At 66.9% G+C, this 26,119-nt stretch carries 20 protein-coding genes and 1 pseudogene; all 21 read left to right on the top strand.

The window, feature by feature from the left end:
• The first annotated feature begins 1 nt into the window (after nt 1).
• The 21 genes and pseudogenes from D7Y61_RS16515 to D7Y61_RS16415 all read left to right on the top strand — a co-directional run bounded on the left by D7Y61_RS16515 (nt 2) and on the right by D7Y61_RS16415 (nt 26,061).
• The gene (locus D7Y61_RS16515; RefSeq protein ID WP_180867827.1) at nt 2–2,380 is read left to right on the top strand and encodes a fimbria/pilus outer membrane usher protein; all 2,379 of its coding nucleotides are present in this window, start codon (nt 2–4) and stop codon (nt 2,378–2,380) included.
• Complete coding sequence (locus D7Y61_RS16510; RefSeq protein ID WP_180867826.1) at nt 2,377–3,414, top strand: Csu type fimbrial protein; 1,038 nt, start codon at nt 2,377–2,379, stop codon at nt 3,412–3,414. Before D7Y61_RS16515 ends, D7Y61_RS16510 begins: the two co-directional genes overlap by 4 nt.
• A 200-nt stretch (nt 3,415–3,614) precedes the next feature.
• A complete protein-coding gene (locus D7Y61_RS16505) occupies nt 3,615–3,833 on the top strand; it encodes a hypothetical protein (protein ID WP_180867862.1) in 219 nt (72 codons plus the stop codon).
• Nucleotides 3,833–4,531 (top strand): fimbrial biogenesis chaperone, encoded by a 699-nt coding sequence (locus tag D7Y61_RS16500; RefSeq protein WP_180867824.1) that lies wholly within the window; start codon nt 3,833–3,835, stop codon nt 4,529–4,531. Before D7Y61_RS16505 ends, D7Y61_RS16500 begins: the two co-directional genes overlap by 1 nt.
• Before the next feature lie 220 nt (nt 4,532–4,751).
• Nucleotides 4,752–5,558 carry a 30S ribosomal protein S2 gene (gene rpsB / locus D7Y61_RS16495; protein WP_180867823.1) on the top strand — a complete coding sequence of 269 codons (807 nt, stop codon included), beginning with the start codon at nt 4,752–4,754 and terminating at the stop codon, nt 5,556–5,558.
• A gap of 126 nt (nt 5,559–5,684) precedes the next feature.
• On the top strand, nt 5,685–6,560 hold the full coding sequence (tsf, locus tag D7Y61_RS16490) for a translation elongation factor Ts (protein WP_180867821.1): 876 nt from the start codon (nt 5,685–5,687) through the stop codon (nt 6,558–6,560).
• A 236-nt stretch (nt 6,561–6,796) separates the two neighbouring features.
• Nucleotides 6,797–8,335, top strand: a pseudogene (locus D7Y61_RS16485) (HDOD domain-containing protein).
• Nucleotides 8,336–8,456: 121 nt separating this feature from the next.
• On the top strand, nt 8,457–9,185 hold the full coding sequence (gene pyrH / locus D7Y61_RS16480; RefSeq protein ID WP_005408745.1) for a UMP kinase: 729 nt from the start codon (nt 8,457–8,459) through the stop codon (nt 9,183–9,185).
• Between the two features lie 96 nt (nt 9,186–9,281).
• The gene (frr, locus tag D7Y61_RS16475; RefSeq protein ID WP_014646499.1) at nt 9,282–9,836 is read left to right on the top strand and encodes a ribosome recycling factor; all 555 of its coding nucleotides are present in this window, start codon (nt 9,282–9,284) and stop codon (nt 9,834–9,836) included.
• 5 nt (nt 9,837–9,841) lie between these two features.
• A complete protein-coding gene (gene uppS, locus D7Y61_RS16470) occupies nt 9,842–10,609 on the top strand; it encodes a polyprenyl diphosphate synthase (protein ID WP_180867819.1) in 768 nt (255 codons plus the stop codon).
• A complete protein-coding gene (locus D7Y61_RS16465; protein ID WP_180867817.1) occupies nt 10,606–11,442 on the top strand; it encodes a phosphatidate cytidylyltransferase in 837 nt (278 codons plus the stop codon). The genes uppS and D7Y61_RS16465 overlap by 4 nt, the downstream gene beginning before the upstream one ends.
• A 2-nt stretch (nt 11,443–11,444) precedes the next feature.
• Entirely contained in the window at nt 11,445–12,635 is a 1,191-nt protein-coding gene (locus tag D7Y61_RS16460; protein ID WP_180867815.1) for a 1-deoxy-D-xylulose-5-phosphate reductoisomerase, read from the top strand.
• A 55-nt stretch (nt 12,636–12,690) separates the two neighbouring features.
• Complete coding sequence (rseP, locus tag D7Y61_RS16455) at nt 12,691–14,049, top strand: RIP metalloprotease RseP (protein WP_180867814.1); 1,359 nt, start codon at nt 12,691–12,693, stop codon at nt 14,047–14,049.
• A 74-nt stretch (nt 14,050–14,123) separates the two neighbouring features.
• Nucleotides 14,124–16,487: an outer membrane protein assembly factor BamA gene (bamA, locus tag D7Y61_RS16450; protein WP_180867812.1), complete on the top strand. Its 2,364-nt coding sequence runs from the start codon at nt 14,124–14,126 to the stop codon at nt 16,485–16,487.
• A gap of 423 nt (nt 16,488–16,910) precedes the next feature.
• The gene (gene lpxD / locus D7Y61_RS16445; RefSeq protein ID WP_180867810.1) at nt 16,911–17,933 is read left to right on the top strand and encodes a UDP-3-O-(3-hydroxymyristoyl)glucosamine N-acyltransferase; all 1,023 of its coding nucleotides are present in this window, start codon (nt 16,911–16,913) and stop codon (nt 17,931–17,933) included.
• Nucleotides 17,930–18,388, top strand: coding sequence for a 3-hydroxyacyl-ACP dehydratase FabZ (fabZ, locus tag D7Y61_RS16440; protein ID WP_008265823.1), 459 nt, complete (start codon nt 17,930–17,932; stop codon nt 18,386–18,388). Before lpxD ends, fabZ begins: the two co-directional genes overlap by 4 nt.
• 16 nt (nt 18,389–18,404) lie before the next feature.
• The gene (gene lpxA, locus D7Y61_RS16435; protein ID WP_180867808.1) at nt 18,405–19,196 is read left to right on the top strand and encodes an acyl-ACP--UDP-N-acetylglucosamine O-acyltransferase; all 792 of its coding nucleotides are present in this window, start codon (nt 18,405–18,407) and stop codon (nt 19,194–19,196) included.
• Nucleotides 19,193–20,452, top strand: coding sequence for a lipid-A-disaccharide synthase (gene lpxB, locus D7Y61_RS16430; RefSeq protein WP_049455669.1), 1,260 nt, complete (start codon nt 19,193–19,195; stop codon nt 20,450–20,452). The genes lpxA and lpxB overlap by 4 nt, the downstream gene beginning before the upstream one ends.
• Complete coding sequence (locus D7Y61_RS16425) at nt 20,449–21,114, top strand: ribonuclease HII (RefSeq protein WP_180867806.1); 666 nt, start codon at nt 20,449–20,451, stop codon at nt 21,112–21,114. Before lpxB ends, D7Y61_RS16425 begins: the two co-directional genes overlap by 4 nt.
• 268 nt (nt 21,115–21,382) lie before the next feature.
• The gene (dnaE, locus tag D7Y61_RS16420) at nt 21,383–24,970 is read left to right on the top strand and encodes a DNA polymerase III subunit alpha (RefSeq protein WP_180867804.1); all 3,588 of its coding nucleotides are present in this window, start codon (nt 21,383–21,385) and stop codon (nt 24,968–24,970) included.
• 131 nt (nt 24,971–25,101) lie between these two features.
• Entirely contained in the window at nt 25,102–26,061 is a 960-nt protein-coding gene (locus tag D7Y61_RS16415) for an acetyl-CoA carboxylase carboxyltransferase subunit alpha (protein WP_180867803.1), read from the top strand.
• The last annotated feature ends 58 nt before the right edge of the window (nt 26,062–26,119 follow it).

Here is a 26,119-nt window from a genome sequence, read left to right as displayed (position 1 = left end):
GATGGGCGCACTGCTTGCTGCCCTGGCTCCTGCGGCAACCGGGGCCGCCGATGTGGCCGGGCTGGCAGCCACCGGCCCTGCCGATGCCTCGGGTGTCTCGGCCGACGCGCTCCTGCCGCCGCCGACGCCATTGACCGCCAGCCAGACGCTGTATCTGGACGTTTCACTCAACAGCACCCCACGTGGCCTGCTGCCGTTCACCGAATCCCGCGGCCGGCTGCAGGCCAGTCCCGAGGTTCTGCGCCAGCTCGGCTTCAATGCCAGCGGTGATGCACCGGTCTATCTGGACCAGATCAGCGGGGCGGTGGTGCGTTACGACGCGCACATGCAGACCCTGGCCCTGGACGTGCCGCTGGACCAGCTGACCCTGCCGACCACGGTGCTCAGCCGCCCACAGACACGCGCACCGGCCGGAACCGCCTCGCCGGGCCTGCTGTTCAACTACGACGTGTATGGCAGCCGCGTGGATACGCTCGGCAACATCAGCCTCAGCTCGGAGCTGCGCCTGTTCGGCATCGGCAACGGCACCTTCGAGAACACCGCGGTCAGCCGCCGCTACCAGCAACCCGGTGATCACCGCTGGCGTGGCGAAAGCGTGCGCCTGGACACCCGGTGGAGCCTGGACTTCCCCGACCGGGCGATGACCCTGGACGTCGGCGACTTCTACAGCGGCTTCGTGGACTGGACCCGGCCCGTGCGCCTGGGTGGCCTGCAGATCGGCCGCAATTACGGATTGCAGCCCTATCGCGTGCTGACACCCACCCCCAGCTTCCTCGGCCAGGCGGTGGTACCGTCCACCGTCGAGCTGTATGTCGACGGCCTGCGCCAGTACAGCGGCCAGGTACCGGTCGGACCGTTCCAGCTGGCCGCGCAGCCCGGCATCAGCGGCACCGGCAGCGCGCAGGTGGTGGTCACCGATGCCTTCGGCCGTATGCAGACACTGGATTTCAGCTTCTACGGCACGCAGCAACTGCTGGCCAAAGGCCTGTCGGACTGGTCGGTCGGCGTTGGCCGCCTGCGTGAGGATTTCGGCCAGCGCTCCTTCGCCTACGACGACCGCACCGTGGCCAGTGCCAGCTGGCGCGGCGGCGTCAGCGACACCTTTACCGGTGAAGCCCATGCCGAAGGCGGTGGTGGCCTGGTCCAGGCCGGCATCGGCGGCTGGTGGCTGCTCGGCGGAGCGGGCGTGTTCAACGCCGCCTATGCGCGCAGCGACCATCACGGCCTGCAGGGCGGGCAATGGGCACTGGGTTACAGCTGGAACAACCGCCACTTCAACTTCAACCTGCGCAGCGTGCGCAGCCACGGCGACTACCGCGACCTGGGCGCGCTGCAGGGCAACCTGCCGCCGAGCATCAGCGAACAGGCCACGGTCGGCGCCGATCTGCTGCGGCTGGGCACACTCAGCGCCAGCTACCTGCGCCTGCGCTATCCCGACGGCGAGGACAACCGCTACGCCAGCCTGTTCTGGTCGCGCAGCTGGAGCCAACGCTGGTCGGCCTACCTGTCGGTGAACCAGAACCTGGACGAGAGCGATGACCGCAGCGTCTACCTCTCGGTCACCGCCAGCCTGGGCAACAACCGCCAGGCCAGCCTGTCCAGCCAGCGCAACGGCGACAGCCAGAGCTGGGTGGCCGATGTCACCCAGCCGGTGCCCGGCGACGGCAGCGCCGGCGGCATCGGCTGGCGCGCACAGGTCCGCCACGGCGAGGATGGCACCGGCGGCCTCGCCGAAGTCGGCATCCTCAACAACGTCGGTCGCTATTCGCTTGGCGCCTCGCGCCAGGGCGGCCTGAACCATGCCTACGCCAGCGCCAGCGGCAGCCTGGTGTGGATGGGCGGGCATGCCTTCGCAACCCGCGAGGTCTCCGACGCGTTCGCGGTGATCAGCACCAACGGCGTGGGCGGCGTGCCGGTGCGGCTGGAGAACCGGCTGATCGGCGTGACCGACGATCGCGGCCTGCTGCTGGTCAGCCCGCTGCTGTCCTGGCAGCGCAACCGGGTCTCGATCGACACCCTCGACCTGCCCGAAGACATGCGCGCCGACCGCATCGAAGACTGGGTGACGCCACGCCAGCGCGCCGGCACCCGTGTCACCTTCCAACTGCGTTCGCGGCCCTCGCTGAGCCTGGCGATGCTGGCGATGGATGGGCAGCCGCTGGAAGTGGGAAGCGAGGTGCAGCTGCCCGATGGCCGCCAGACCACGGTGGGCTATGACGGCCTGCTCTATCTGGAGGACGTGGCCACCGGCAGCACGTTGTACATCACCACCAGCCGCGGCCAGTGCAGGGCGAAGGTGCCGGACCCGCCCAAGGTGGTGGCCGCTGGCGCGCGGCCGAAACCGGCACCGCTGCGATGTGTCCCGGAGGTGGCGCCATGAGGGCGCTGCTGTCTGGACTTCTGCTGATCGCCGGCCTGCTGGTGGCGGCTCCGGCGCGCGCAACCGCGGTCTGCACCGCCGTCGCCAACCCGACGCTACCGTTCGGCAACGTCAACAGCAACGCGCCCGGGGCGACCTCCGGCACGCTCAACATCACGGTGACCTGCACCACCGCTGCGCTGAGCCTGCTGGCCACCACCGGCGTGCGGGTGTGCGTGGGCATCGGTGCCGGCAGTGGCGGCGGCAGCAGTTCCAGCTGGCGAACGTTGAAAACCACCACCAATGACAGCATGAACTTCCAGCTCTACAACACCTCCAGCTTCAGCCAGGTGACCGGCCTGGCCCCGCGCGGCACGCCACCGGCGCAGGAGCTGACCATGACCTACAACGTGCCACTGCTGACCGGCGGCAGCGGTGCACAGGTAACCCAGCTGTTCGCGCAGATTCCTGCCAACCAGGTGCTGGCGTCGGGGGCATACAGCAGCACCTTCAACGGCGCCAACGTCGTGCTGACCTGGGCCTGGAACGAAGTCCTGCTCGGCAATGCCACCGTGCCGGCGACCTGCAACGGTGGGGCCACCGGTACCAACAGCGCCAGCAACGCGTTCAGCTTCACTGCGACAGCCAACGTGCTGCCGCAGTGCGGCAGCTACGTCACCACCAACATGAACTTCGGCAGCGTCACCGGCGGCATCCCCGCCAACATCGACCAGACCGCCACGCTGACCCTGACCTGCCTGAAGAACACCGCCTACCAGGTCAGCCTCAACAACGGCCAGAACAACCCCACCGCCACCAACACACGGCGCATGGCCACCACCATCGGCGGCAGCACCTACTACCTTACCTACGAGTTGTACCGTGATGCCGCGCGCACCCAGCGCTGGGGCAACACCCTGACGGTGGATACCGTTGGCGGCACCGGTACGGGAAGCGCACAGCAGCTGACGATCCATGGCCGGGTGCCGCCAGTCACCGGCCAACCGCCGGCGGGCACCTACAGTGACCTGGTGCAGGTGACGATCACCTACTGATCTGCGTGCCGACCAACGGTCGGCAGCCACCGGGGTGGGTTCGCTAGATCCACGCCATGCGTGGATGCGCGCATCACGCTTGCGCCAGGAGCAGTCGACTGACAGTCGACGCTACAGTTCCGGCGCATCCTGCCGATACCGCGCAACGGGTCCTACAGCACGGTGGATGGCAGGTGGTTCGCGCACTTCTGATCGGGGCGATGCTGGTCGCCAGTACGCCCGCGTGGGCCGATCCCGGCAGCACATCCCTGCAGATCCGGCTGACCGTGGTCGAGGGCTGCGGCGATGCGCCGGGCAGCAATCACTGCCCGGCGCCGCACCAGCGCAGCGATGCACCGCAGCTTCCCCCGCAGATCCGCGAGCTCGCGCCGCCTGTCCAGGACGAAGCCCCGGCATCGGCCGTGACCGTCATCTACTGATGCGCGCACTACTGACCCTGCTGGTGCTGCTGCTGGCGCTGCCCGCTGCCGCGCTGGACCTGCTGCCGACGACCCTGCAGCTGCCTGCGGAGGGCGGACGCAGTGAACTGTGGGTCTTCAACCCCGGCCCCGGCCGCTGGCAGGGCCAGGTGCAGATGCTGGTGTGGGAACAGCAGGTGGACGCCGAACTGCTTCGCGCCACCGACCAGATTCTCGCCAGCCCCACCCGGCTCGACATCCCGCCCGGCGTCCGCCAGCGCATCTGGCTGCTGCCTCGTCAACCGGCATCCGTTGCCGGCGAACAGGCCTACCGGGTCGTGCTGGCCCCCACTACGCCAGGCCTGCAGCGGTACTCGCTGCCGTTGTTCCGCGGGCACGCCATACCGATGACCCAGCCGCGGCTGCATGCAGGGATCGAACCCGGCCAGTCACATACCTTCCTGCGACTGAGCAACACCGGTACCCTGCACGCACGCCTGAACGATCTCGCCTACATCACCAGCGACGGCCGGCGCACCCTGCTGCTGCCGGGCCTGGCCGGCTATCTGCTGGCCGGCCGTGAGCGCCGCTGGCCCCTGCCCGCCCGAGCGGAGGGCTATGCCGGTGGCCGTTTCCAGGCCAGGCTGCAGGATGGCCGCGTGGTCGATCTGACCGCACCGGACCCGGCAATTGCAGCCAACGCGCCGAGCGGGCTATAATCGACCGGATTCCTGCAGCCTGCGTGCGCGGGAAGCCGTCCACACCGGACGTCACCGGTGAATCCACACCTGCTGCCCCCATCCGTGCCGGGGTGCTCCGCAAGGAGTTCGGCCACGGAGGCAACAGGGAAGCCCAACCCCGGAACCGATCGCGCTTCCACGCGTCCCGCATACCTATCCCCGCGGGCGGAATCGCTGGTTCCATATCAGGAGTATTGCAATGCCCCAGGTCACCATGCGTCAGATGCTGGAAGCCGGCGTCCACTTCGGCCACCAGACCCGCTACTGGAACCCGAAGATGGCCCCGTACATCTTCGGCGCCCGCGGCAAGATCCACATCATCAACCTGGAAAAGACCGTCCCGCTGTTCAACGACGCGATGAACTTCATCTCGTCGGTGGCCCAGAAGCGCGGCACCGTCCTGTTCCTGGGCACCAAGCGCAGCGCCCGCGAAACCATCCGTGAAGAAGCCGAGCGTTGCGGTATGCCGTTCATGAACCAGCGTTGGCTGGGCGGCACCCTGACCAACTTCCGTACCGTCAAGCAGTCGGTTGCCCGCCTGAAGGAACTGGAAGCCGGCGAAACCGACGGCACCTTCGAAAAGCTGGTCAAGCACGAAGTGCTGGGCCTGCGTCGCGAGCGCGACAAGCTGGAAGCCTCGCTGGGCGGCATCAAGGACATGAACCGCCTGCCGGACGCCATCTTCGTGATCGACATCGGCCACGAAGACATCGCGATCAAGGAAGCCAAGAAGCTGGGCATCCCGGTCATCGCCGTGGTCGACACCAACTACAACCCGGAACTGGTTGATTACGCCATCCCGGGCAACGACGACGCCATCCGCGCCGTGCAGCTGTACGCCCGCGCTGCTGCCGACGCCGTGCTGGAAGGCAAGGCTGCTGCTCCGCACGCCGCCTCGGTGCGTGAGGAAGAGTTCGCCGAAGCCGCTGCTGAAGGCGAAGAGAAGCCGGCCCGCCGCGCTCCGGCCAAGAAGGCTGCCAAGAAGGGCGACGACGCCCAGGCCTGATCCAGGCCCCGGGGTGGACGCCCGGCGTCCACCCTCCCTGCGCGCAGCCTTCGGCGCGTGACAGGACCGTGTCACACGGGCCGGCCACCATGCCGGCCCAACCCCTTTCTTTCGTGAGGTAATCCCGTGGAAATCACTGCTTCCCTGGTCAAGGAACTGCGCGAGCGCACCGGCGCCGGCATGATGGAATGCAAGAAGGCGCTCACCGAAGCCAACGGCGACATCGACGCTGCTGCTGAAGCCATGCGCAAGTCCGGCGCTGCCAAGGCCGACAAGAAGGCTGACCGCGTGGCCGCCGAAGGCCGCCTGGGCCTGGCCCAGGACGGCGGCAAGGCCGTGCTGGTCGAAGTCAACTCGGAAACCGACTTCGTCGCCAACGACGACAACTTCAAGTCCTTCGTCAACGCTGTCGCCGCCGCTGCCCTGGCATCGGGCGCCGACGACGTCGAAGCCGTGAAGGCTGCCAAGCTGGCCGACGGCCGCACCGTTGAAGAAGCCCGCGCCACCGCCGTGCAGACCCTGGGTGAGAACATCCAGATCCGTCGCATGGTGAAGGTTGACGGCAACAACACCATCGGCGCCTACGTCCACACCAACGGCAAGGTCGGCGTGCTGGTCGATCTGGTCGGCGGCGACGTCGAACTGGCCCGTGGCCTGGCCATGCACGTGGCTGCCCTGAAGCCGCCGCACAACAAGGCATCGGACGTTCCGGCCGACTTCGTTGAGAAGGAAAAGGAAATCGAGCTGGCCAAGATGTCCGAGAAGGACAAGGCCAAGCCGGCCGAGATCCTGGAAAAGATCATCAGCGGCAAGATCAACAAGATCGTCAGCGACGTGACCCTGTACGGCCAGACCTACGTGCTGGGCGACACCACCGTCGAGCAGGTGGTCAAGGCCGCTGGCGCAGACGTGGCAGGCTTCAAGCTGCTGATCGTCGGCGAAGGCATCGAGAAGGTGGTGGAAGACTACGCCGCCGAAGTTGCCAAGGCGATGCAGGTCTGATTCCAGCCTTCCGGCTGTAAGACGACCAGAAAGAGCCGCGGGAAACCGCGGCTCTTTTTTTATGCCGGCGGGCGTGTGGGTGCGCATCACTGGTGCGCACATCGGTACCTTTGCGTTACGCATCAATCAAGCCGATACTCGGCGCAGGGAATCGACAGTCACCTAGCAGGAACGAAAATCGCGGACTGTGATGCATTCCTAGGTATTCTTGTCCCAATGGAATTGAACGACCCGACATGCCTCCCGAGCTGACAGCTGCCCTGGCGCTCTGCCGCAACCTGCCTTCGCCGCCCGGTATTGCCCTGCGCATCATCGAACTGGCACAGGACCCGGAAGCGGACATCGCCACCGCCGCCGACATCATCGCCATCGACATGGCGCTGAGTGCTCGCATGCTGCGCATCGCCAATTCGCCGCTTTACGCCAGCCGCCGCCGGATCGAGAACCTTGGCCAGGCGCTGACCATGCTCGGCCTGAACGCCACGATCAGCCTCGCGCTTGGCTTCACCGTCACCCAGGGCCTGACCGGCGGCGCCGGTGCCGACCACGACCTGCGCCAGCGCGCCTGGAAACGCAGCATCCTCAGCGCACTGGCCGCCAGCCAGCTGGGCCAGGCCCGTGGCCTGCGCCGGCTGGAGGAACTGATGCTGGCCGGGCTGCTGCAGGACCTGGGCGTGCTGTGCCTGGCCCAGGCCGAATCGGAGCGCTACCTGCCGCTGCTGCGCGAAGCCCGTGACAACACGGATCTGGTTGCCCGCGAGCGCGACGCACTCGGCTGCAGCCACGCCGATGTCGGCGCGTGGGTGGCCGAGCAATGGAGCCTGCCGCGCTATCTGGTGGAGAGCATCAGCCACAGCGAGGACGACGACGCTGCCGACTCGCCGTTCCAGGCCTGCGTGCAGCTGTCCGGCGCTGTCGCCGACATCTGGCTGGATGATGACGCCGACGCCGCCCGCGAGCGCGCTCTGCACCAGGTGCATGACCGCCTGGAGCTCGACAGCGCGCGTTTCGACCAGGTGCTGGCGCGCATCAGCGAGGCCCTGCCGGACATTGCCAGCCTGTTCGAGGCCGGCCTGAACTCGCCCTCACGGGTGCGGGAGCTGATCGACCACGCCCAGGAACTGGCTACCCTGCGCAACCTGCGCGAACTGCAGGATGCCGATCAGGCACGCCGTCGCGCTGACGAATTCGAAGCCCGGGCCAAGCGCCTGGCCGACCAGGCCCACCGCGACGCCCTGACCGGCGTGCTCAACCGCCGCCAGCTGGAAGCGGTACTGGAACAGGAGTTCCTGCGCGCCGGGCGCCAGGGCTGGCCCCTGTCGGTGGCCTTCATCGACCTGGACGACTTCAAGAAGATCAATGACGCCCACGGCCACCTGACCGGCGACGAGGTGCTGCGCGCCTTTGCCGGCAAGCTGCAGGGCCAGCTGCGCAACAGTGACACCGTGGCCCGCTTCGGCGGCGAGGAATTCGTCGCCCTGCTGCCCAATACCAGCGAAAGCGTGGCTCTGGACGTGATCCGCCGGGTGCTGGCCAACATCGTCGCCACGCCGATGGCCGAACTGTAGGGAGGGCCGTTGTTCGTCACCTTCTCCGCCGGCGTGGCCACCCAGGGCGGGTACGAACGCTTCGCCGACGTACAGGACCTGCTGCGCGCCGCCGACGACGTGCTGTACCGCTCCAAGAACCTCGGCCGCAACCGGGTGATCGCCCGCTCCCCGGGCGCCCTCGGCCACGACGAGCTGTCAGCCACTGCCAGCGCCGAGCTGGGCTGAACGGAACGCCCCGCGTGACCGGGGCAAACGCCAGGATTTTGCGCCGCAGTGCACAAAACACTTTGGCCCGACGCCGCATGCGCGTAGAATCGCCCGCGATTTCCACGCACCCGAGGTCCCCATGTCCAAGCTCGCCTATCGCCGCATCCTTCTGAAACTGTCCGGGGAGGCGCTGATGGGAGATGAGGACTACGGCATCGACCCGAAGATCATCAACCGCCTGGCCCGTGAGGTCATCGAAGCCCAGCAGGCCGGTGCCGAAGTGGCGCTGGTGATCGGCGGCGGTAACATCTTCCGCGGCGCCGGCCTTGCCGCTGGCGGCATGGACCGCGTCACCGGCGACCAGATGGGCATGCTGGCCACGGTCATCAACGCCCTGGCCATGCAGGACGCGCTGGAGAAGCTGGGCGCCAAGGCCCGCGTGATGAGCGCGATCAAGATCAACGATGTGTGCGAGGACTACATCCGCCGCCGCGCCATCCGCCACCTGGAAAAGGGCCGGCTGGTGATCTTCGCCGCCGGCGTCGGCAGCCCGTTCTTCACCACCGACTCCGGCGCCGCCCTGCGCGCGATCGAGATCGGCGCCGACCTGCTGCTGAAGGCTACCAAGGTCGACGGCGTGTACGACAAGGACCCGAACAAGCACAGCGACGCAGTCCGCTTCGACAGCCTGAGCTACGACGAGGTGATCCGCCGCGGCCTGGAAGTGATGGATACCGCCGCTTTCGCGCTGGCCCGCGACAGCGATCTGCCGATGCGCGTATTCGACATGGGCCAGCCCGGCGAGCTGCTGAAGATCCTCAACGGCGAGAACATCGGCACCCTGGTCCAGGGCCGCGACCCGGCCTGAGCCTGAGCGCGAGGCGACAACCGGGCCGATTCAGGCCCGGCAGCGTCCCGTATTCGCCTATAATCGCCCGATTCCAGTTACACCCAGGACCGGGCGATGCTCAACGACATCAAGAACAACGCGCAGACGCGCATGGCCAAGAGCATCGACGCTCTGAAGCACACCCTCACCTCGATCCGCACCGGGCGCGCCACCCCGGCCCTGCTGGACCGCGTCACGGTGAGCGCCTACGGCAATGCCAGCACCCCGCTGAACCAAGTTGCCTCGATCTCCAACGCCGACGCCCACTCGCTGCTGGTCACCCCGTTCGACAAGGGCATGATCAAGGAGATCGAAAAGGGTCTCTACAACGCCGAGTTCACCCCGAACACCCTGGGCACCGCGATCCGCATCAACATGCCGCCGCCGACCGAAGAGCGCCGCAAGGAGCTGGCCAAGCAGGTGCAGAAGGAAGGCGAAGGCGCCAAGATCGCGATCCGCAACATCCGTCAGGATGCGAACAAGGAAATCGCCAAGCTGGTCAAGGACAAGGCGATCAGCGAAGACGAGAAGAAGCGCGGCGAAGACGACATCCAGAAGCTGACCGACGCCAACATCAAGGACGTCGACAAGGTTGTTGCCGACAAGGAAAAAGAACTGCTGTCGGTCTGAAGTCGATGCCTTCAGTCCCGCCTCCGTTGCCGGCCGCCCTGCCCCGCCACATTGCCATCATCATGGATGGCAATGGACGTTGGGCACAGCAGCGCCGTCGCCCACGCGTGATCGGCCATCGTGCCGGCGCGCGCGCGGTCAACCGTACCATCGAGCGCTGCCTTGAACTGGGCATTCCGGCGCTGACCCTGTTCGCGTTTTCCAGCGAGAACTGGGGCCGGCCACAGGAAGAAGTCGATGCGTTGATGAAGCTGTTCCTCGGCGCGCTCGACCGCGAAGTGGACGAGCTGCATCGGCGCGGCGTGCGCGTGCGCTTCATCGGCGAGCGCGAACGCTTCGGTGCCGGACTGGTCAGCCGCATGCAGCTGGCCGAACAGCGCACTGCAGACAACACTGCCCTGACCCTGTCGATCGCTGCCAGCTACGGCGGTCGCCAGGACATCGTCCGTGCCGCGCGCGCGCTGGCCGCGGAAGTCGCGGCAGGGCGCCTGCTGCCCGAACAGATCGACGAATCGCTGCTGGGCAGCCAGGTGGCCCTGGCCGACCTGCCGCCGCCGGATCTGTTCATCCGCACCGGTGGCGATACCCGCGTCAGTAATTTCCTGTTGTGGCAGCTGGCGTACACCGAGCTGTGGTTCACCGAGGCACTGTGGCCGGACTTCGATGCCAGCCAGCTGCAGCAGGCGCTGGACGCCTATGGCAGCCGCGAGCGCCGTTTCGGCCTGACCAGCGCCCAGATCGCCGCACTGGCCACCGAGACTTCCAGCCCATGACCAAGACCCGAGTCCTTGCCGCGCTGATCATGGCGCCGGTCGCCATTGCCGCGATCCTGCTGCTGCCGACGCAATGGCTGGCCGCTGCCGCCGCTGCCGTGCTGCTGATCGGCCTGTGGGAATGGCTGAAGCTGGCCGGCATCGAGGACACCCTCGCGCGCACCGTGCTGCTGGTGCTGAACCTGCTGCTGATGGTGCTGCTGGTGTGGGCTGATGGCAGTACGCTGGTCCTGTTCCAGATCACCACGCTGGCCGGTGTGGCCTGGTGGCTCGCCGCACTGGTCTGGCTGCGATTCTTCAACTTCGGCGCACAGCCATCAGCCCCCTCGCGCATCGTGAAGATGCTGGCCGGTACCCTGGCCATCGTCCCGGCCTGGGCCGCGCTGGTGCTGATCCACGCCGGCGGTGATCCGCCGGGCCAGCAGGGGCACCTGTGGCTGCTGGCCGCGCTGGCGCTGGTCTGGGCAGCCGATTCGGGCGCCTACTTCGCCGGCCGCCATTTCGGCAAGCACAAGCTGGCGCCGCGGATCAGCCCCAACAAGACCTGGGAAGGCCTGTTCGGCGGTCTGGTGGCCGGTGTCGCCGTGGCCCTGGGCCTGGGCTGGCTGGCCGGCATCGACGTCGGCCAGCTGCCGGGCCTGCTGATCACCTCGGTGGTGGCGGTGTTCGCCTCGGTGCTGGGTGATCTGTTCGAGAGCCTGATCAAGCGCCACGCCGGTGCCAAGGACTCGGGCAACCTGATTCCGGGCCATGGTGGCGTGCTCGACCGTGTCGATGGCGTCCTCGCCGCCGTGCCGGTGTTCGCGCTGGGCAAGGAAATCTTCGGGTTCTGACCATGAATGCTGTCGCAGACCTGCGCCGGGTCGCCGTGTTCGGCGCCACCGGCTCGATTGGCGCCTCCACGCTGGACGTGATCGCCCGCCACCCGCAGCGCTACCAGGCCACCGTGCTTGCCGCCGGCCGCCAGGTGCAGGCGCTGCTGGCGCTGTGCCGCGAGCATCGCCCTGCGCATGCGGTGATCGCCGATGAGTCGTTGTACACGGAGCTGCGCGACGGCCTGCGCGAGGCAGGGCTGGCCACACAGCCCCATGCCGGCCATGCCGCGCTGGACCAGCTGGCCGCCAGCGATGCCTGCGACACTGTGGTAGCCGCCATCGTCGGTGCGGCCGGGCTGTCTTCCACCCTGGCCGCCGCTGCCGCCGGCAAACGCATCCTGCTGGCCAACAAGGAATCCCTGGTGCTGGCTGGCGAACTGCTGACCCGCACCGCCGAGCGCGCCGGCGCCGAAATCATCCCGATCGACAGCGAACACAGCGCGATCTTCCAGTGCCTGCGCTCGCGCGACGCCAGTGCCGACGGCGCGGGTGTGCGCCGCATCCTGCTGACCGCCTCGGGTGGCCCGTTCCGCGGCCGCAGCCGCGCAGCGCTGGCCGAGGTCACCCCGGCCCAGGCTGTTGCACATCCAAAATGGTCGATGGGCCCGAAGATCTCGGTCGATTCGGCGACGTTGATGAACAAGGGCCTGGAAGTGATCGAGGCCCATCACCTGTTCGCCGTCCCCGGTGAGCGCATCGAGGTGCTGGTGCACCCGCAGAGCCTGGTCCATTCGCTGGTTGAATTCGTCGACGGTTCCACCCTTGCACAGATGGGCCTGCCGGACATGCGCACCACCCTCGCCGTTGGCCTGGGCTGGCCGCAGCGCATCGAATCGGGCGTGGCCGGGCTGGACCTGCTGGCCCAGGGCCGGCTGGATTTCGAGGCCCCGGACACCGATGCCTTCCCCTGTCTGGCCCTGGCCTGGCAGGCGATGCAGGCCGGTGGCACCGCGCCGGCAGTACTGAACGCCGCCAATGAGGAGGCGGTTTCAGCGTTTCTTCAGGGCCGGATCGGTTTCCTGACCATCCCGGCGCTGGTTGCTAACGCTCTTTCAACACTGCCGACCCAGCCAGCCGATACACTGGAGGTCCTGTTGTCCGCGGACCAGCGGGCACGCCAGCTGACCCTGAACACCATCGCCGCCGCCTGAACGACCGCCTCGCCCAGCATGACGACGCCGCCCCTGCCCGCCAATGTGAGCCTGCATGACTGACTTCATCGGATCGGTCTGGTGGATGATCGTCAGCCTCGGGCTGCTGGTCACCTTCCACGAGTTCGGGCACTACTGGGTGGGGCGCCTGTGCGGGGTCAAGGTACTGCGCTTCTCGGTCGGCTTCGGCCGCCCCCTGTGGTCGCGCCGCGACCGGCACGGCACCGAGTTCGCCATCGCTGCCATCCCGCTGGGCGGCTACGTCAAGTTCCTCGACGAACGCGAGGTTGAAGTACACCCGCACGAGCGTGGCCAGGCCTTCAACCACAAGACGGTGTGGCAGCGCATTGCCATCGTCGCCGCTGGACCACTCGCCAACCTGCTGCTGTGCATCCTGCTGCTGTGGGCCATGTTCGTGATCGGCAAGCAGGACTACTCGCCCACTGTCGGCCGCGCCACCGGCATCGCCGCCAGCGCCGGCCTGTCCAGCGGCGATCGCGTGCTGCGCGTGGACGAACGCCCGGTGGTTACCCTGGGCGAGGCCAGCATGGCATTGACCGCCGCCGCGATGGACCGTCGCGACGTAAAGCTCGAGGTACTGGACCCCACCGACCAGGTACGCGTACGGACCCTGCCGCTGTCGCAACTGCCGCCCGGCTTTGATGAACGGCGCGTGCCGGTGCTGGCCGGACTGTACTGGCAGTCATGGCTGCAGCCGGCCCAGGTGGAGTCGCTGACCGCCGATTCGGTCGTGGCCGGGCAACTGCAGCCGGGTGACCTGATTGTGGCCATCGACGGGCAGCGCATCGACGGCGCCGATCAGGTCATCGGGGAAATCCAGGCCCTCGGCCGCGCCGGTGGCCCCGGCATGATCGAAGTCCTGCGCGGCGGCGAGCGCCTAGCGCTTGAAGTGACCCCACGCCAGGGCAAGGATTCCAAGGGCGGGCCGATCTGGCAGATCGGCGTGCAGTTCCCGACCTCGTTCAGCCCTCCCTATGACACCCTGCTGCGCTACGGCCCGCTCGACGCGGTGACCGTGGCCGTGCGCGAAACCGGGCGCCTGGCTGCCGATTCGCTGGGCATGATGGGCCGCATCATCACCGGCAAGGCTTCGCTGCAGAACGTTTCCGGGCCTGTCACCATCGCCCGCGTGGCCAACATCTCGGCCAAGCGCGGCCTCGACTGGTTCCTGCAGTTCCTTGCCCTGCTGTCACTCAGCCTGTGCATCATCAACCTGCTGCCGATCCCGATCTTGGACGGCGGCCACCTGCTGTATTACCTTATCGAGTTGGTCAAGGGCAGCCCGCTGAGCGAGCGTGCCATCGCCGCCGGCCAGTACATTGGCCTGGCGTTGCTGGCCGGGCTGATGGGGTTGGCGTTCTACAACGACATCCTCGGCCTGGTCCCGCGATGAACTTTTCCACGTTGTTGCCGTCTACAGCGTCGGCATCCCGCACCAATGAAATCGACCTTCCTACCGGACGTGACATGACGCGACTCCCCAATCGCCGCCTGCTGGCCCTCGCCCTCGCCGCCGTCACCGGCGCTCCCGCCCTGGCCCAGGCAGCCGAGCCCTTCACTGTCAGCGACATCCGCGTGGATGGCCTGCAGCGCATCAGCTCGGGCACGGTATTCACCTACCTGCCGGTGGAGCGTGGCGAGACGGTCACCGACAACAAGGTCGGCGAGACCATCCGCGCCCTGTACAAGACCGGTTTCTTCGAGGACGTGCAGCTGGACCGCCAGGGCAGCATCCTGGTGGTGACCGTCAAGGAACGCCCGGCGATCAACAAGCTGACCGTGACCGGCAACAAGGACATCAAGTCCGAGCAGCTGCTCAAGGGCCTTTCCGACATCGGCCTGACCGAGGGCGGCACCTTCGATCGCCTGAGCCTGGACCGCGTGACCCAGGAGCTGCGCCGCCAGTACAACGACCGCGGCAAGTACAACGTCGAGATCACCCCGACGGTGAGCCCGCTGGACCGCAACCGCGTGGACATCGCGATCGCCATCAAGGAAGGCAAGGCGGCCAAGATCCGTCACGTCAACCTGGTCGGCACCGAGAAGTTCGAGAGCAAGGACATCCTGGAGACCTGGGAGTCCAAGGAGCACAACTGGGCGTCGTGGTACCGCCGTGACGACCAGTACTCCAAGGAAAAGCTGTCCGGCGACCTGGAAAAGCTCAACTCCTGGTACCTCGACCGCGGCTATGTCGACTTCAGCATCGATTCGACCCAGGTGTCGATCAGCCCCGACAAGCGCGACATGTTCCTCACCGCCGGCGTGACCGAGGGTGCGCAGTACAAGATTTCTGAGATCAAGGTCAGCGGCGACACCATCCTCCCGCAGGAAGACGTCGAGCGCATGGTGATCCAGAAGTCCGGCGACACGTTCTCGCGTGCACTGCTGGAATTCAGCTCGGATACCATCACCAACTCGCTGTCCAACATCGGCTACGCGTTCGCCAAGGTGAACCCGATTCCGACCACCAATCGTCCCGAGCAGACCGTGGCGATCAACATGCAGGTCGTGCCCGGCCCGCGCGTGTCGGTGCGTCGCATCCTGTTCCGTGGCAACACGCGCACCTCCGACGAAGTGATGCGTCGCGAAATGCGCCAGTTCGAGAACAGCTGGTATTCGCAGGCCGCGATCGACCGCTCAAAGATCCGCCTGCAGCGTCTGGGCTACTTCGAGTCGGTGGACGTGGAAACCCCGGCCGTCAGCGGCAGCAACGACCAGGTCGACGTCGTCTACAACGTCAAGGAAACCACGTCCGGCAGCTTCGTCTTCGGCCTGGGCTACTCCCAGTCCTATGGCATGACCACCTCGGTGCAGCTGTCGCAGAACAACTTCCTGGGCGGCGGCAACCGCGTCTCGGTCGAAGCCTCGCGCAGCAGCTACCTGCAGCGCTATGGCTTCAGCTACACCAACCCGTACTTCACCGATGACGGCGTGTCGCTGGGCTACAACCTGTCCTGGCGCGAGCTGGACTATTCCGACTTCAATACCGCGCAGTACAACAGCACCAATGGTTCGGCGCAGGTGGTGTTCGGCGTGCCGATCACCGAGACCGATACCGTCTCGCTGATGTTCGGCATCGACAGCAACCAGATCACCACCTACCAGGGTTCGACCCCGCAGTCGATCATCGACTACATCAATGCGGTGGGCAAGCGCACGTTCCACGCCTGGCGCACCGAACTGGGCTGGGCGCGCGACTCACGCAACGACTACTTCATGCCGACCCGCGGTACCTACCAGCGCATCGGCCTGGAGACCACGCTACCGGGTTCGACCATCGAGTACTACAAGCTGAACTACCAGATCAGCAAGTACTGGCCGATCATGCCGTCGCTGGTGATCAATACCCGTGCAGAAGTGGGCTACGGTGATGCCTATGGCAACGACTACACCCGCACGCTGACCAACCCGGACGGCACCACCCGTACGGTAACCGCCAGCGGCCTGCCGTTCTTCGAGAACTTCTACGCCGGCGGTACCAACTCGGTGCGTGGCTTCGAAGACAACACCCTCGGCCCGCGCGAAGTCACCAACGGCTATCCGGAAGGCCAGCCGCTGGGTGGTTCGCTGAAAACCGTCGGTTCGGTCGAAGCCTACTTCCCGCGCCTGTTCGACAGCCCGTCGGCACGCGTGTCGGCCTTTGTCGACTTCGGCAACGTCTACAACGGCGTGGACAACTTCAAGGCCAACGAACTGCGCGTGTCCACCGGCGTGGCCCTGCTGTGGCGCGCTCCGGTCGGCCCGATCTCGATCAGCTACGCCTTCCCGCTGAAGAAGGAAGACGATGACAAGATCGAACGGCTGCAATTCACGTTCGGTGGCCAGTTCTGAGGAACGTCGTTCCTCAGAACTGATCCACCTCCGGTGAATTGCCCACGCATTTCACCTATCCCCCGCGCCGCTGGCGCGCCCCCCTTAACAAAGGGGGGCTCTCCACCAGACGGGGTGCGAAGCGCCGGGCTCTGCCCGGCGTTTTCGTTTTCTGTTGATTGCCGCGCTCACACGCATTGAGCCGAGCATGGCTCGGCTCTACAGGAAACGGGTTTCGAGGACTGGCCGCCCGCATGAAACTGTCCAGAGGCGGCGGGTGGCCCTGGGCAGGACCGTTGGCGCCATGGATGGCGCCACCGAGCACCATGGAGGGGATCTTGCGTGTCCTGACCAGAGCCACCCGTCGCCTCCGCCCGGTAGCAGGCAGACGCCATGAAACCGCCCCCGCATGACCGCAATGCCGTCACACGTTAAACTCCCGCCGTGAATACTCCCACCTACACCGCCCAGCAACTCGCCGAGCAGTTCGGCCTGCAGGTCCATGGCGACCCCGCCACCGCCATCCATGGCGTGGCCACCCTCGCCCATGCCGGTCCTGGCCAGCTGACCTTCCTCGCCAATCCACGCTACCGCGCCCAGCTGGCCGACAGCCAGGCCTCGCTGGTGGTCCTGCGTGCCGACGACGCCGAGGCCGCCCCCGGCGCCGCGCTCGTGGCCAAGGACCCGTACACCACCTTCGCCAAGATCGCCGCGCTGTTCGACATCGCACCGACGCGCCCGCCGGGCATCCATCCCAGCGCCGTCATCGATCCCAGCGCCCAGGTCGCCGCCAGCGCCCATATCGGTCCCTTCGTCTCCATCGGGGCGCGCAGCGTGGTTGGTGAGAACTGCATCATCGGCACCGGCAGCGTGATCGGCGAAGACTGCAGCCTGGACAACGGCTGCGAGCTGATCGCGCGGGTCACCCTGGTCACCCGGGTCAAGCTCGGCAAGCGCGTTCGCGTGCATCCCGGCGCCGTACTCGGCGCCGATGGCTTCGGCCTGGCCATGGACGCCGGCAAGTGGATCAAGGTGCCGCAGCTCGGCGGCGTGCGCATCGGCGACGATTGCGAAATCGGCGCCAACACCTGCGTTGACCGTGGCGCGCTGGAAGATACCGTGCTGCACGAAGACGTGCGCCTGGACAACCTGGTGCAGATCGCGCACAACGTGCAGATCGGCGCGCACTCGGCCGTCGCCGGCTGCACGGGCATCGCCGGCAGTGCCAAGATCGGCCGCTACTGCCTGCTCGGCGGCCACGTCGGCGTGGTCGGCCACCTCGAGATCTGCGACAAGGTCGTGATCACCGGCAAGTCGGTGGTCCGCAATTCCATCCATGAGCCGGGCGAGTACTCGTCCGGCACCCCGTTGACCGACAACCGCACGTGGCGCAAGAACGCCGCGCGCTTCAAGCAGCTGGACGCATTGGCTCGCCGCGTCCTGGCTGCTGGCAAGGAGAAAGAATGAACGACACGCTGCAGCTTCCGATCGACGTCTGCCAGATCCAGGAACTGCTCCCGCACCGCTACCCGTTCCTGCTGGTAGACCGGGTGCTTGAGCTCGACATCGAGGCCAAGCGCATCCTTGCGCAGAAGAACGTCAGCATCAACGAGCCGTTCTTCCAGGGTCACTTCCCGGGCCGCCCGATCATGCCCGGCGTGCTGATCATCGAAGCGCTGGCGCAGGCCGGTGGCGTGATGACCCAGCTCACGCTCGGCCGTGACTCGCAGTCCAAGCTGTTCTACATGGTCAAGGTGGAAAACGCTCGCTTCAACAAGCAGGTCGTTCCCGGCGATGTGCTGATGCTGGATGTGCAGATGAAGCGCCTGATCCGCAACATGGGCTGGTACTACGGCGAAGCCAAGGTCAACGGTGAAGTCGTTGCCTCGGCCGAAGTCATGTGTGCCGGCGCCAAGGGCTGATCCACTGGAGGCAGGAATGACTGACAACGCACCGCGGATCCACCCGACCGCCGTCATCGACCCGGCCGCGCGCCTGGCCGATGACGTCCAGGTGGGCGCGTTCACCCTGATCGACGCCGATGTGGAAATCGGTGCCGGCACGGTGATCGGCCCCCACTGCAGCATCCACGGCCCGACGAAGATCGGCCGTGACAACCGCTTCATCGGCCACGCGGCGGTCGGTGGCGAGCCGCAGGACAAGAAGTTTGCCGGCGAACGTACCGAACTGGTGATCGGCGACCGCAACGTGTTCCGCGAGTTCGTCACGCTGAACCGTGGCACCGGCGGCGGCGGCGGCATCACCACCATCGGCGACGACAACTGGATGCTGGCCTACACGCACGTGGCGCATGACTGCCATGTCGGCAACTTCTGCGTGTTCTCCAACAACACCACCCTGGCCGGCCACGTGACCGTGGGCGACTACGTGATCATCAGCGGCTTCGCCGGTGCCCATCAGTTCTGCCGGATCGGCGCACATGCCTTCCTCGGCATGGGGGCGCTGACCAATGGCGACGTTCCGCCGTTCACCATGGTCGGCACCGATTCGCTGGGCCGCCCGCGCGGCATCAACAGCGAAGGCCTGAAGCGCCGCGGCTTCGATGCCGAGCGCATTTCCGCCATCAAGCGTGCCTACCGCACCCTGTACGTGGCGGGCCTGCCGCTGGCCGAAGCCAAGGTGCAGCTGACCGAACAGGCGCGTGACAGCGATGACGTGAAGGCCATGCTGGACTTCATCGAGCACGCCGAGAGGCCCTTGCTGCGATGAGCAGCACGACCGGCCAGGCGCCGGCCGGCGCCGCTGTGATTCCGCTGGCCTCGATGACCGGCAGCGTCCCCGCGCAGCGGGTGCTCAGCGAGCGCCCGTTGCGGATCGCACTGGTGGCCGGTGAGGCCTCCGGCGATCTGCTCGGTGCGGGCCTGGTTCGCGAACTGAAAGCGCGCTTCCCAAATGCCGAATTCGCCGGCATCGGTGGCGACGCCATGCGCAGCGCCGGCTGCCAGACCTGGCACGATGCCAGCGAGCTGGCGGTGATGGGCCTGACCGAAGTACTGCGCCATCTGCCGCGCCTGCTGAAGCTGCGCTCGGCGTTCCGCCAGCGTGCGCTGGACTGGCAGCCGGACGTGTTCATCGGCATCGACGCCCCCGACTTCAACCTGGGCATCGAGCGCTGGCTGAAGCAGCGTGGCGTGCGCACCGTGCATTACGTCAGCCCCTCCGTCTGGGCCTGGCGTGAGAAGCGTGCCGAGAAGATCGGCAGCAGCGCCGACCTGGTGCTGTGCCTGTTCCCGATGGAACCGCCCATCTATGCCAAGCACGGCATCGACGCGCGCTTCGTCGGCCATCCGATGGCTGACGACATTCCGCTGCAGGGCAACCGCGAGGAAGCACGCGCCGCGCTTGGCCTGCCGACCTCGGCCAAGGTGCTGGCGGTGCTGCCGGGCAGCCGCCTGGGCGAAATCTCGCGCCTGGGCGAGCCGTTCTTCGAAGCCGCCTGGCAGGTCTCCGAGCGCATCCCCGGCCTGCACGTGGTGGTGCCTGCCGCCAACCCTGCATGCAAGCGGCTGATCGAAGAGCAGCTGTCGCGCTCGGCGCTGCCGGTCGCGTACTCGCATGTGCTCGACGGCCAGGCCCGCAACGCCATGATCGCCGCCGACGTGGTGGTGCTGGCGTCCGGTACCGCGACCCTGGAAGCGATGCTGGTGAAGCGGCCGATGGTGGTCGGCTACCGTGTCAACGAACTGACCTACCGTCTGGTCAAGGCATTCGGCCTGATCAAGGTCGACCGCTTCGCCCTGCCCAACATCCTGGCCGGGCAGGACCTGGCACCGGAACTGATGCAGCACGACTGCACGCCGGACAAGCTGGCCGCGGCCATCCAGCAGTGGTTCGACCACCCGCAACGGGTAACCGACCTGCAGGACACCTACGCCCGCCTGCACGAACGCCTGCGCCGCAATGCCTCGGCACGTGCAGCGGACGCGGTCGGCGAACTGCTGATGCGCGACCAGGCCCAGGCATGAGCCGCCGACACGCCGCAGCGGCCAGCCTCGCCCTGTTCGACGGTGCGGCGGTGGTCGAGCCGGAACGCCTGGTTGCCGGCGTCGATGAGGCCGGCCGTGGTCCGCTCGCCGGGCCGGTGGCGGTGGCGGCGGTGGTGTTCGACCCGGCACGGCCACGCATCAACGGCCTGGACGATTCAAAGCAGCTCACCGCGGTGCGCCGCGAGCAGCTGCATGACCGCATCATCGAGCGCGCCCTTGCCTGGCACGTGGTGCTGGTGGACGTGGATACCATCGACCGCCTGAACATCTACCAGGCCACCCTGCAGGGCATGCGCGATGTCGTCGCCGCGGTCGCCCACGTGGCCGGCTTCGCGCGCATCGACGGCAACGTGGTGCCCAAGGGCCTGGTACTGCCGGCGCAGGCGCTGATCGGCGGCGATGGCATCGACCGCGCGATCATGGCCGCATCGATCCTGGCCAAGGTCTCGCGCGACCGCTACATGCAGGATCTGCATGCGCGCCATCCTGAATATGGCTTCGACCAGCACAAGGGCTACGGCACCCCGGCGCACCTGGCCGCGCTGCGTGCGCATGGCCCCTGCGCCGAGCACCGGCGCAGTTTCGCGCCGGTGCGTGACTGCCTGGAATCCGCGCCGCCGGCCAGCGCCGCGATTGCCTGAACATCGCACGCAACCCGTCTGGAGCAGAGTCCCCCTGAGTCAGGGGGACGCGCCAACGGCGCGGGGGTCTGGGAGCGTGGTAAGACGGGGCCCGCGGTTCGCTTGCGAACCGTGGGGGGCGATAGCGCGAATGCGATATCGCCCACCGTCAAGTCCTTGTCGCCACCCCCTGCCCTCGCTACCCTGACCGGGCACTCCAGCGCTTCCCGACCCCGGCGACGATTCCCCCGTCAGCACCCGGGGCCCGCGCGCTCCAACCTGGTCCGGCATGTCCAACTCCCGCTTCGTACATCTCCACGTCCACACCGAGTTCTCGCTGGCGGACTCCACCATCCGTGTGCCGGCCAAGCCGGACCAGGCGGACCCGAAGAAAGCCAAGCAGGCCAACCTGCTGTCGCGCTCGGTGGAACTCGGCCTGCCTGCGCTGGCGGTGACCGACCTCAACAACCTGTTCGCGCTGGTCAAGTTCTACAAAGCCGCCGAAGGCGTGGGCATCAAGCCGATCGCCGGTGCCGACGTGCTGATCGCCGAGGAAGGCCAGGACCCGTGGCGGATGACCCTGCTGTGCCGCGATCGCGAGGGCTACCTGAGCCTGTCGCGGCTGCTGACGCGCGCCTGGATGGAAGGCCATCGCCCTGAAGGCGGCGTGGCCATCCACCCGGACTGGCTGAAGTCCGGCAACGCCAACCTGTTCGCATTGGCCGGGCGGCAGAGCCTGGCCGGGCGGTTGGCACTGGACGGCAAGCATGAGCTGGCCGAGCAGCAACTGGCCGACTGGCAGCGCGTGTTCGGCGATGGCCTGCACCTGGAACTGACCCGTACCGGCCGCGAGGGCGAGGAAACCTTCAACCAGTTCGCGCTGATGGCGGCCGGCCAGCGTGGCCTGCCGGTGGTGGCCAGCAACGATGTGCGCTTCCTGTCGCCGTCGGACTTCAGCGCGCACGAAGCGCGCGTGTGCATTTCCACCGGCCGCGTGCTGGATGACCCCAAGCGCCCCCGTGAGTACAGCGACCAGCAGTACCTGAAGTCGGCCGAGGAAATGTGCGCGCTGTTCGCCGACATCCCTGATGCGATCGACAATACGCTGGCGCTGGCCGAGCGCTGCAACATCGAGATGCGGCTGGGCACCTACTTCCTGCCCAACTATCCGGTGCCGGACGACGAGACGCTGGACACCTGGATCCAGAAGATGTCGCGCGATGGCCTGGAAGAGCGCCTGGAGAAGAATCCGCTGGCGCCGGGCAAGACCCGCGAAGAGTACTTCGAGCGCCTGGAGTTCGAGCTCAACACCATCATCAAGATGGGCTTCCCGGGCTACTTCCTGATCGTGGCCGACTTCATCCAGTGGGGCAAGAACCAGGGCATCCCGATCGGTCCCGGCCGTGGTTCGGGTGCCGGTTCGCTGGTGGCGTGGGCGCTGAAGATCACCGATCTGGACCCGCTGCCGTACAACCTGCTGTTCGAGCGGTTCCTGAATCCGGAACGCGTGTCGATGCCCGACTTCGACATCGACTTCTGCATGGACCGCCGCGACGAGGTGATCGACTACGTCGCGCGCAAGTACGGGCGCGAGCGCGTCAGCCAGATCATCACTTACGGCACCATGGCCGCCAAGGCGGTGGTGCGCGACTCCGGCCGCGTGCTGGGCTTCCCGTACGGCCTGGTCGACGGCGTCTCCAAGCTGATTCCGAACATCCTCGGCATCCACCTGAAGGATGCACTGGGCAAGGGCAAGGAAGGCCCCAGCTCGGAAATGGCGTCGGCCGAACTGATCCAGCGCTACGAGACCGAGGACGATGTCCGCGACCTGATCGATCTGGCGCTGCAGCTGGAAGACCTGACCCGCAACGCCGGCAAGCATGCCGGTGGCGTGGTGATCGGGCCCGAGCCGCTGAGCGAGTTCTGCCCGCTGTACGCCGAACACGACGAGAACGGCCTCGGCAAGAACCCGGTCACCCAGTTCGACAAGAACGACGTGGAAGAAGTCGGCCTGGTGAAGTTCGACTTCCTCGGCCTGCGCACGCTGACCATCATCGACTGGGCGGTGAAGGCGATCAACAAGCGCCACGAGCGCGCCGGCATTCCGCCGGTGGACATCGCCGCGATCCCGCTCGACGACACCCCCACCTATAAGGACATCTTCGCCAACGGCAATACCGGCGCGGTGTTCCAGTTCGAATCCTCGGGCATGCGCCGCCTGCTGAAGGACGCGCGCCCCGACCGTTTCGAAGACCTGATTGCGCTGGTGTCGCTGTACCGCCCCGGCCCAATGGACCTGATTCCTTCGTTCAACGCGCGTAAGCACGGCCAGGAAGAAATCATCTATCCCGATCCGCGCACCGAAGCCATCCTGAAGGACACCTACGGCATCATGGTGTACCAGGAGCAGGTGATGCAGATGGCGCAGATCGTCGGCGGCTACTCGCTGGGCGGCGCCGACCTGCTGCGCCGTGCGATGGGCAAGAAGGTGCCGGCCGAAATGGCCAAGCACCGCGAGATCTTCCGCGAAGGCGCGGCCAAGGACGGCGTGGACGAAGCCAAGGCCGATGCGATCTTCGACCTGATGGAGAAGTTCGCCGGCTACGGCTTCAACAAGTCGCACGCCGCCGCCTACGCGCTGGTCAGCTACCAGACCGCATGGCTGAAGCGCCACTATCCCGCCGAATTCATGGCGGCCACGCTGTCGTCCGATCTGGACAACACCGACAAGGTGGTCGGCTTCCTCGACGAAGTACGCAATCTCGGCCTGACAGTGCTGCCGCCGAAGGTGAACCAGTCGGCCTTCATGTTCGAAGCAGTGACGCCGGACACCATCCAGTACGGTCTGGGCGCGATCAAGGGCGTTGGCCAGGGCGCCTGCGAAGCGGTGGTGGACGAGCGCCTGAAAGGCGGCGAGTACACGGACCTGCTCGACTTCTGCACTCGCGTCGGCTCGGCCAAGCTCAACCGGCGCACGCTGGAAGCAATGATCAACTGTGGCGCGCTGGACGAGCTCGGTCGCAACCGTGCCTCGCTGATGCTGCAGCTGCCGGAAGTGATCAAGGCCACCGATCAGATGGCACGCGAGCGTGCCTCGGGCCAGAACTCGCTGTTCGGCGGGCCCGACCCGAGTACCGTCTCGATCCAGCTGGACCTCCCCGAAGCAGAGGAATGGCCGTTGCTGCAGCGCCTGAACGGCGAGCGCGACACGCTTGGCTTCTACCTCAGCGGCCATCCATTCGATCCGTGGCGCGACGATGTGCGCGACCTGGTCGGCAACGATCTGGGCGCGGTGGAGAAGATCTGGAGCGCCAACAGCGGCGGCGGCGGCGGCGAAAAGCGCTGGCGGCCCGAAGTGCAGACCGTGCTGGCCGGCCAGGTGGTCGGCGTGCGCCGCAAGGGCGAAAGCCAGATCTTCATCCAGCTGGAAGATGGGCGCGGCCGCGTCGAGTGCAGCGCGTTCTCCGACGCGATGGCCGAGTTCGGCCACCTGATGACCAAGGACCGCATCCTGGTGGTCAAGGGCGGCCTGCGCGAGGACGAATTCAATGGCGGCTACGCACTGCGCATCCGCCAGTGCTGGGACTTCGACGAGGTCTGCGCCAACTACGCTACGCGGCTGTCGCTGCGCCTGGACCTGCGCCAGCAGCGCCCGGTCTGGGAGCGCATCGACGCCCTGCTCGACCGCCATCGCCCCGGCCGCACCCCCCTGCGCCTGGACCTGCTGCTGAAGGGGCCGCAGGGCGGCGTCGCCGGCATGCTCGATGTGTCCGGGCAGAGCGCCGTACGCATCGATTCCAAGCTGATGGAGGCGCTGCGCGCCGACCCGGCCGTTCGAACGCTGAAAGTGCGTTACAGCCCGCCATGGGCGAGCTGAGGCCGGCCCACGCCCTGGGCTGACTGGCGCCCCTTGCCCGGCTGCGCTACCGTCGCCTTCCAGACGAAGGCGTACGGGTGGTTTGCACGCATTCGGCTAGAATTCCCCTCTTCTTTACACGACGGCTTCCGATGAATCCGAACTACCTCGACTTCGAGCAACCCATCGCCGACCTGGAAGCCAAGATCCAGGAACTGCGCAACGCCAGTGCCGGGCCGGCGGTCAATGTCGAGGCGGAAGTGCACGCGCTGCAGGACAAGCTGCGCATGCGCACCGCGCAGATCTTCCGCAACCTGACCTCGTGGCAGGTGCTGCAGCTGGCCCGCCACCCGTCGCGCCCGTACACCGCCGACTACATCCGCATCATCTGCGATGAGTTCCAGGAACTGGCCGGCGACCGCGCCTTCGCCGACGACAAGGCCATCATGGGCGGCCTGGCCCGCATCAATGGCCGCGCGGTGATGGTGATCGGCCACCAGAAGGGCCGCGACACCAAGGAAAAGATCAAGCGCAACTTCGGCATGCCCAAGCCGGAGGGCTACCGCAAGGCCCTGCGCCTGATGAAGATGGCCGAGCGCTTCGGCCTGCCGGTGCTGACCCTGATCGACACCGCCGGCGCCTGGCCGGGCATCGACGCCGAATCGCGCGGCCAGTCCGAAGCGATCGCGCGCAACCTGATCGAGATGGCCGAACTGAAGGTGCCGATCATCTGCACCGTGATCGGTGAAGGCGGCTCCGGCGGCGCGCTGGCGCTGGGCGTGGGCGACCGCACCGTGATGCTGGAGTACTCGGTGTACTCGACCATCACCCCGGAAGGCTGCGCTTCGATCCTGTGGAAGGACGCCGGCAAGGCCAAGGATGCCGCCGAGCAGCTGGGCCTGACCGCCCCGCGCCTGAAGAGCCTGGGCCTGGTCGACAAGGTCGTGCGCGAGCCCACCGGCGGCGCCCACCGCAACCCGACGCAGATGGCCAAGCGCCTGAAGGCCGTGCTGCTGAACGAACTGGACGCGCTGGACAAGCTGTCCACCGAGCAGCTGCTGGAGCAGCGCTATACCCGCCTGCGCAGCTACGGCACGTACGAGGCAGCCTGATCGCTACCTGGCGTCGGATAGAAAAGAGCCGGGCAGATGCCCGGCTTTTTTGTTCGAA

Source organism: Stenotrophomonas maltophilia (assembly GCF_013464485.1).
GTDB classification, from domain to species: Bacteria; Pseudomonadota; Gammaproteobacteria; order Xanthomonadales; family Xanthomonadaceae; genus Stenotrophomonas; species Stenotrophomonas maltophilia_AW.
Note: the sequence above shows the minus strand (reverse complement) of the source record. Positions and strands in the feature narration are given on the sequence as shown.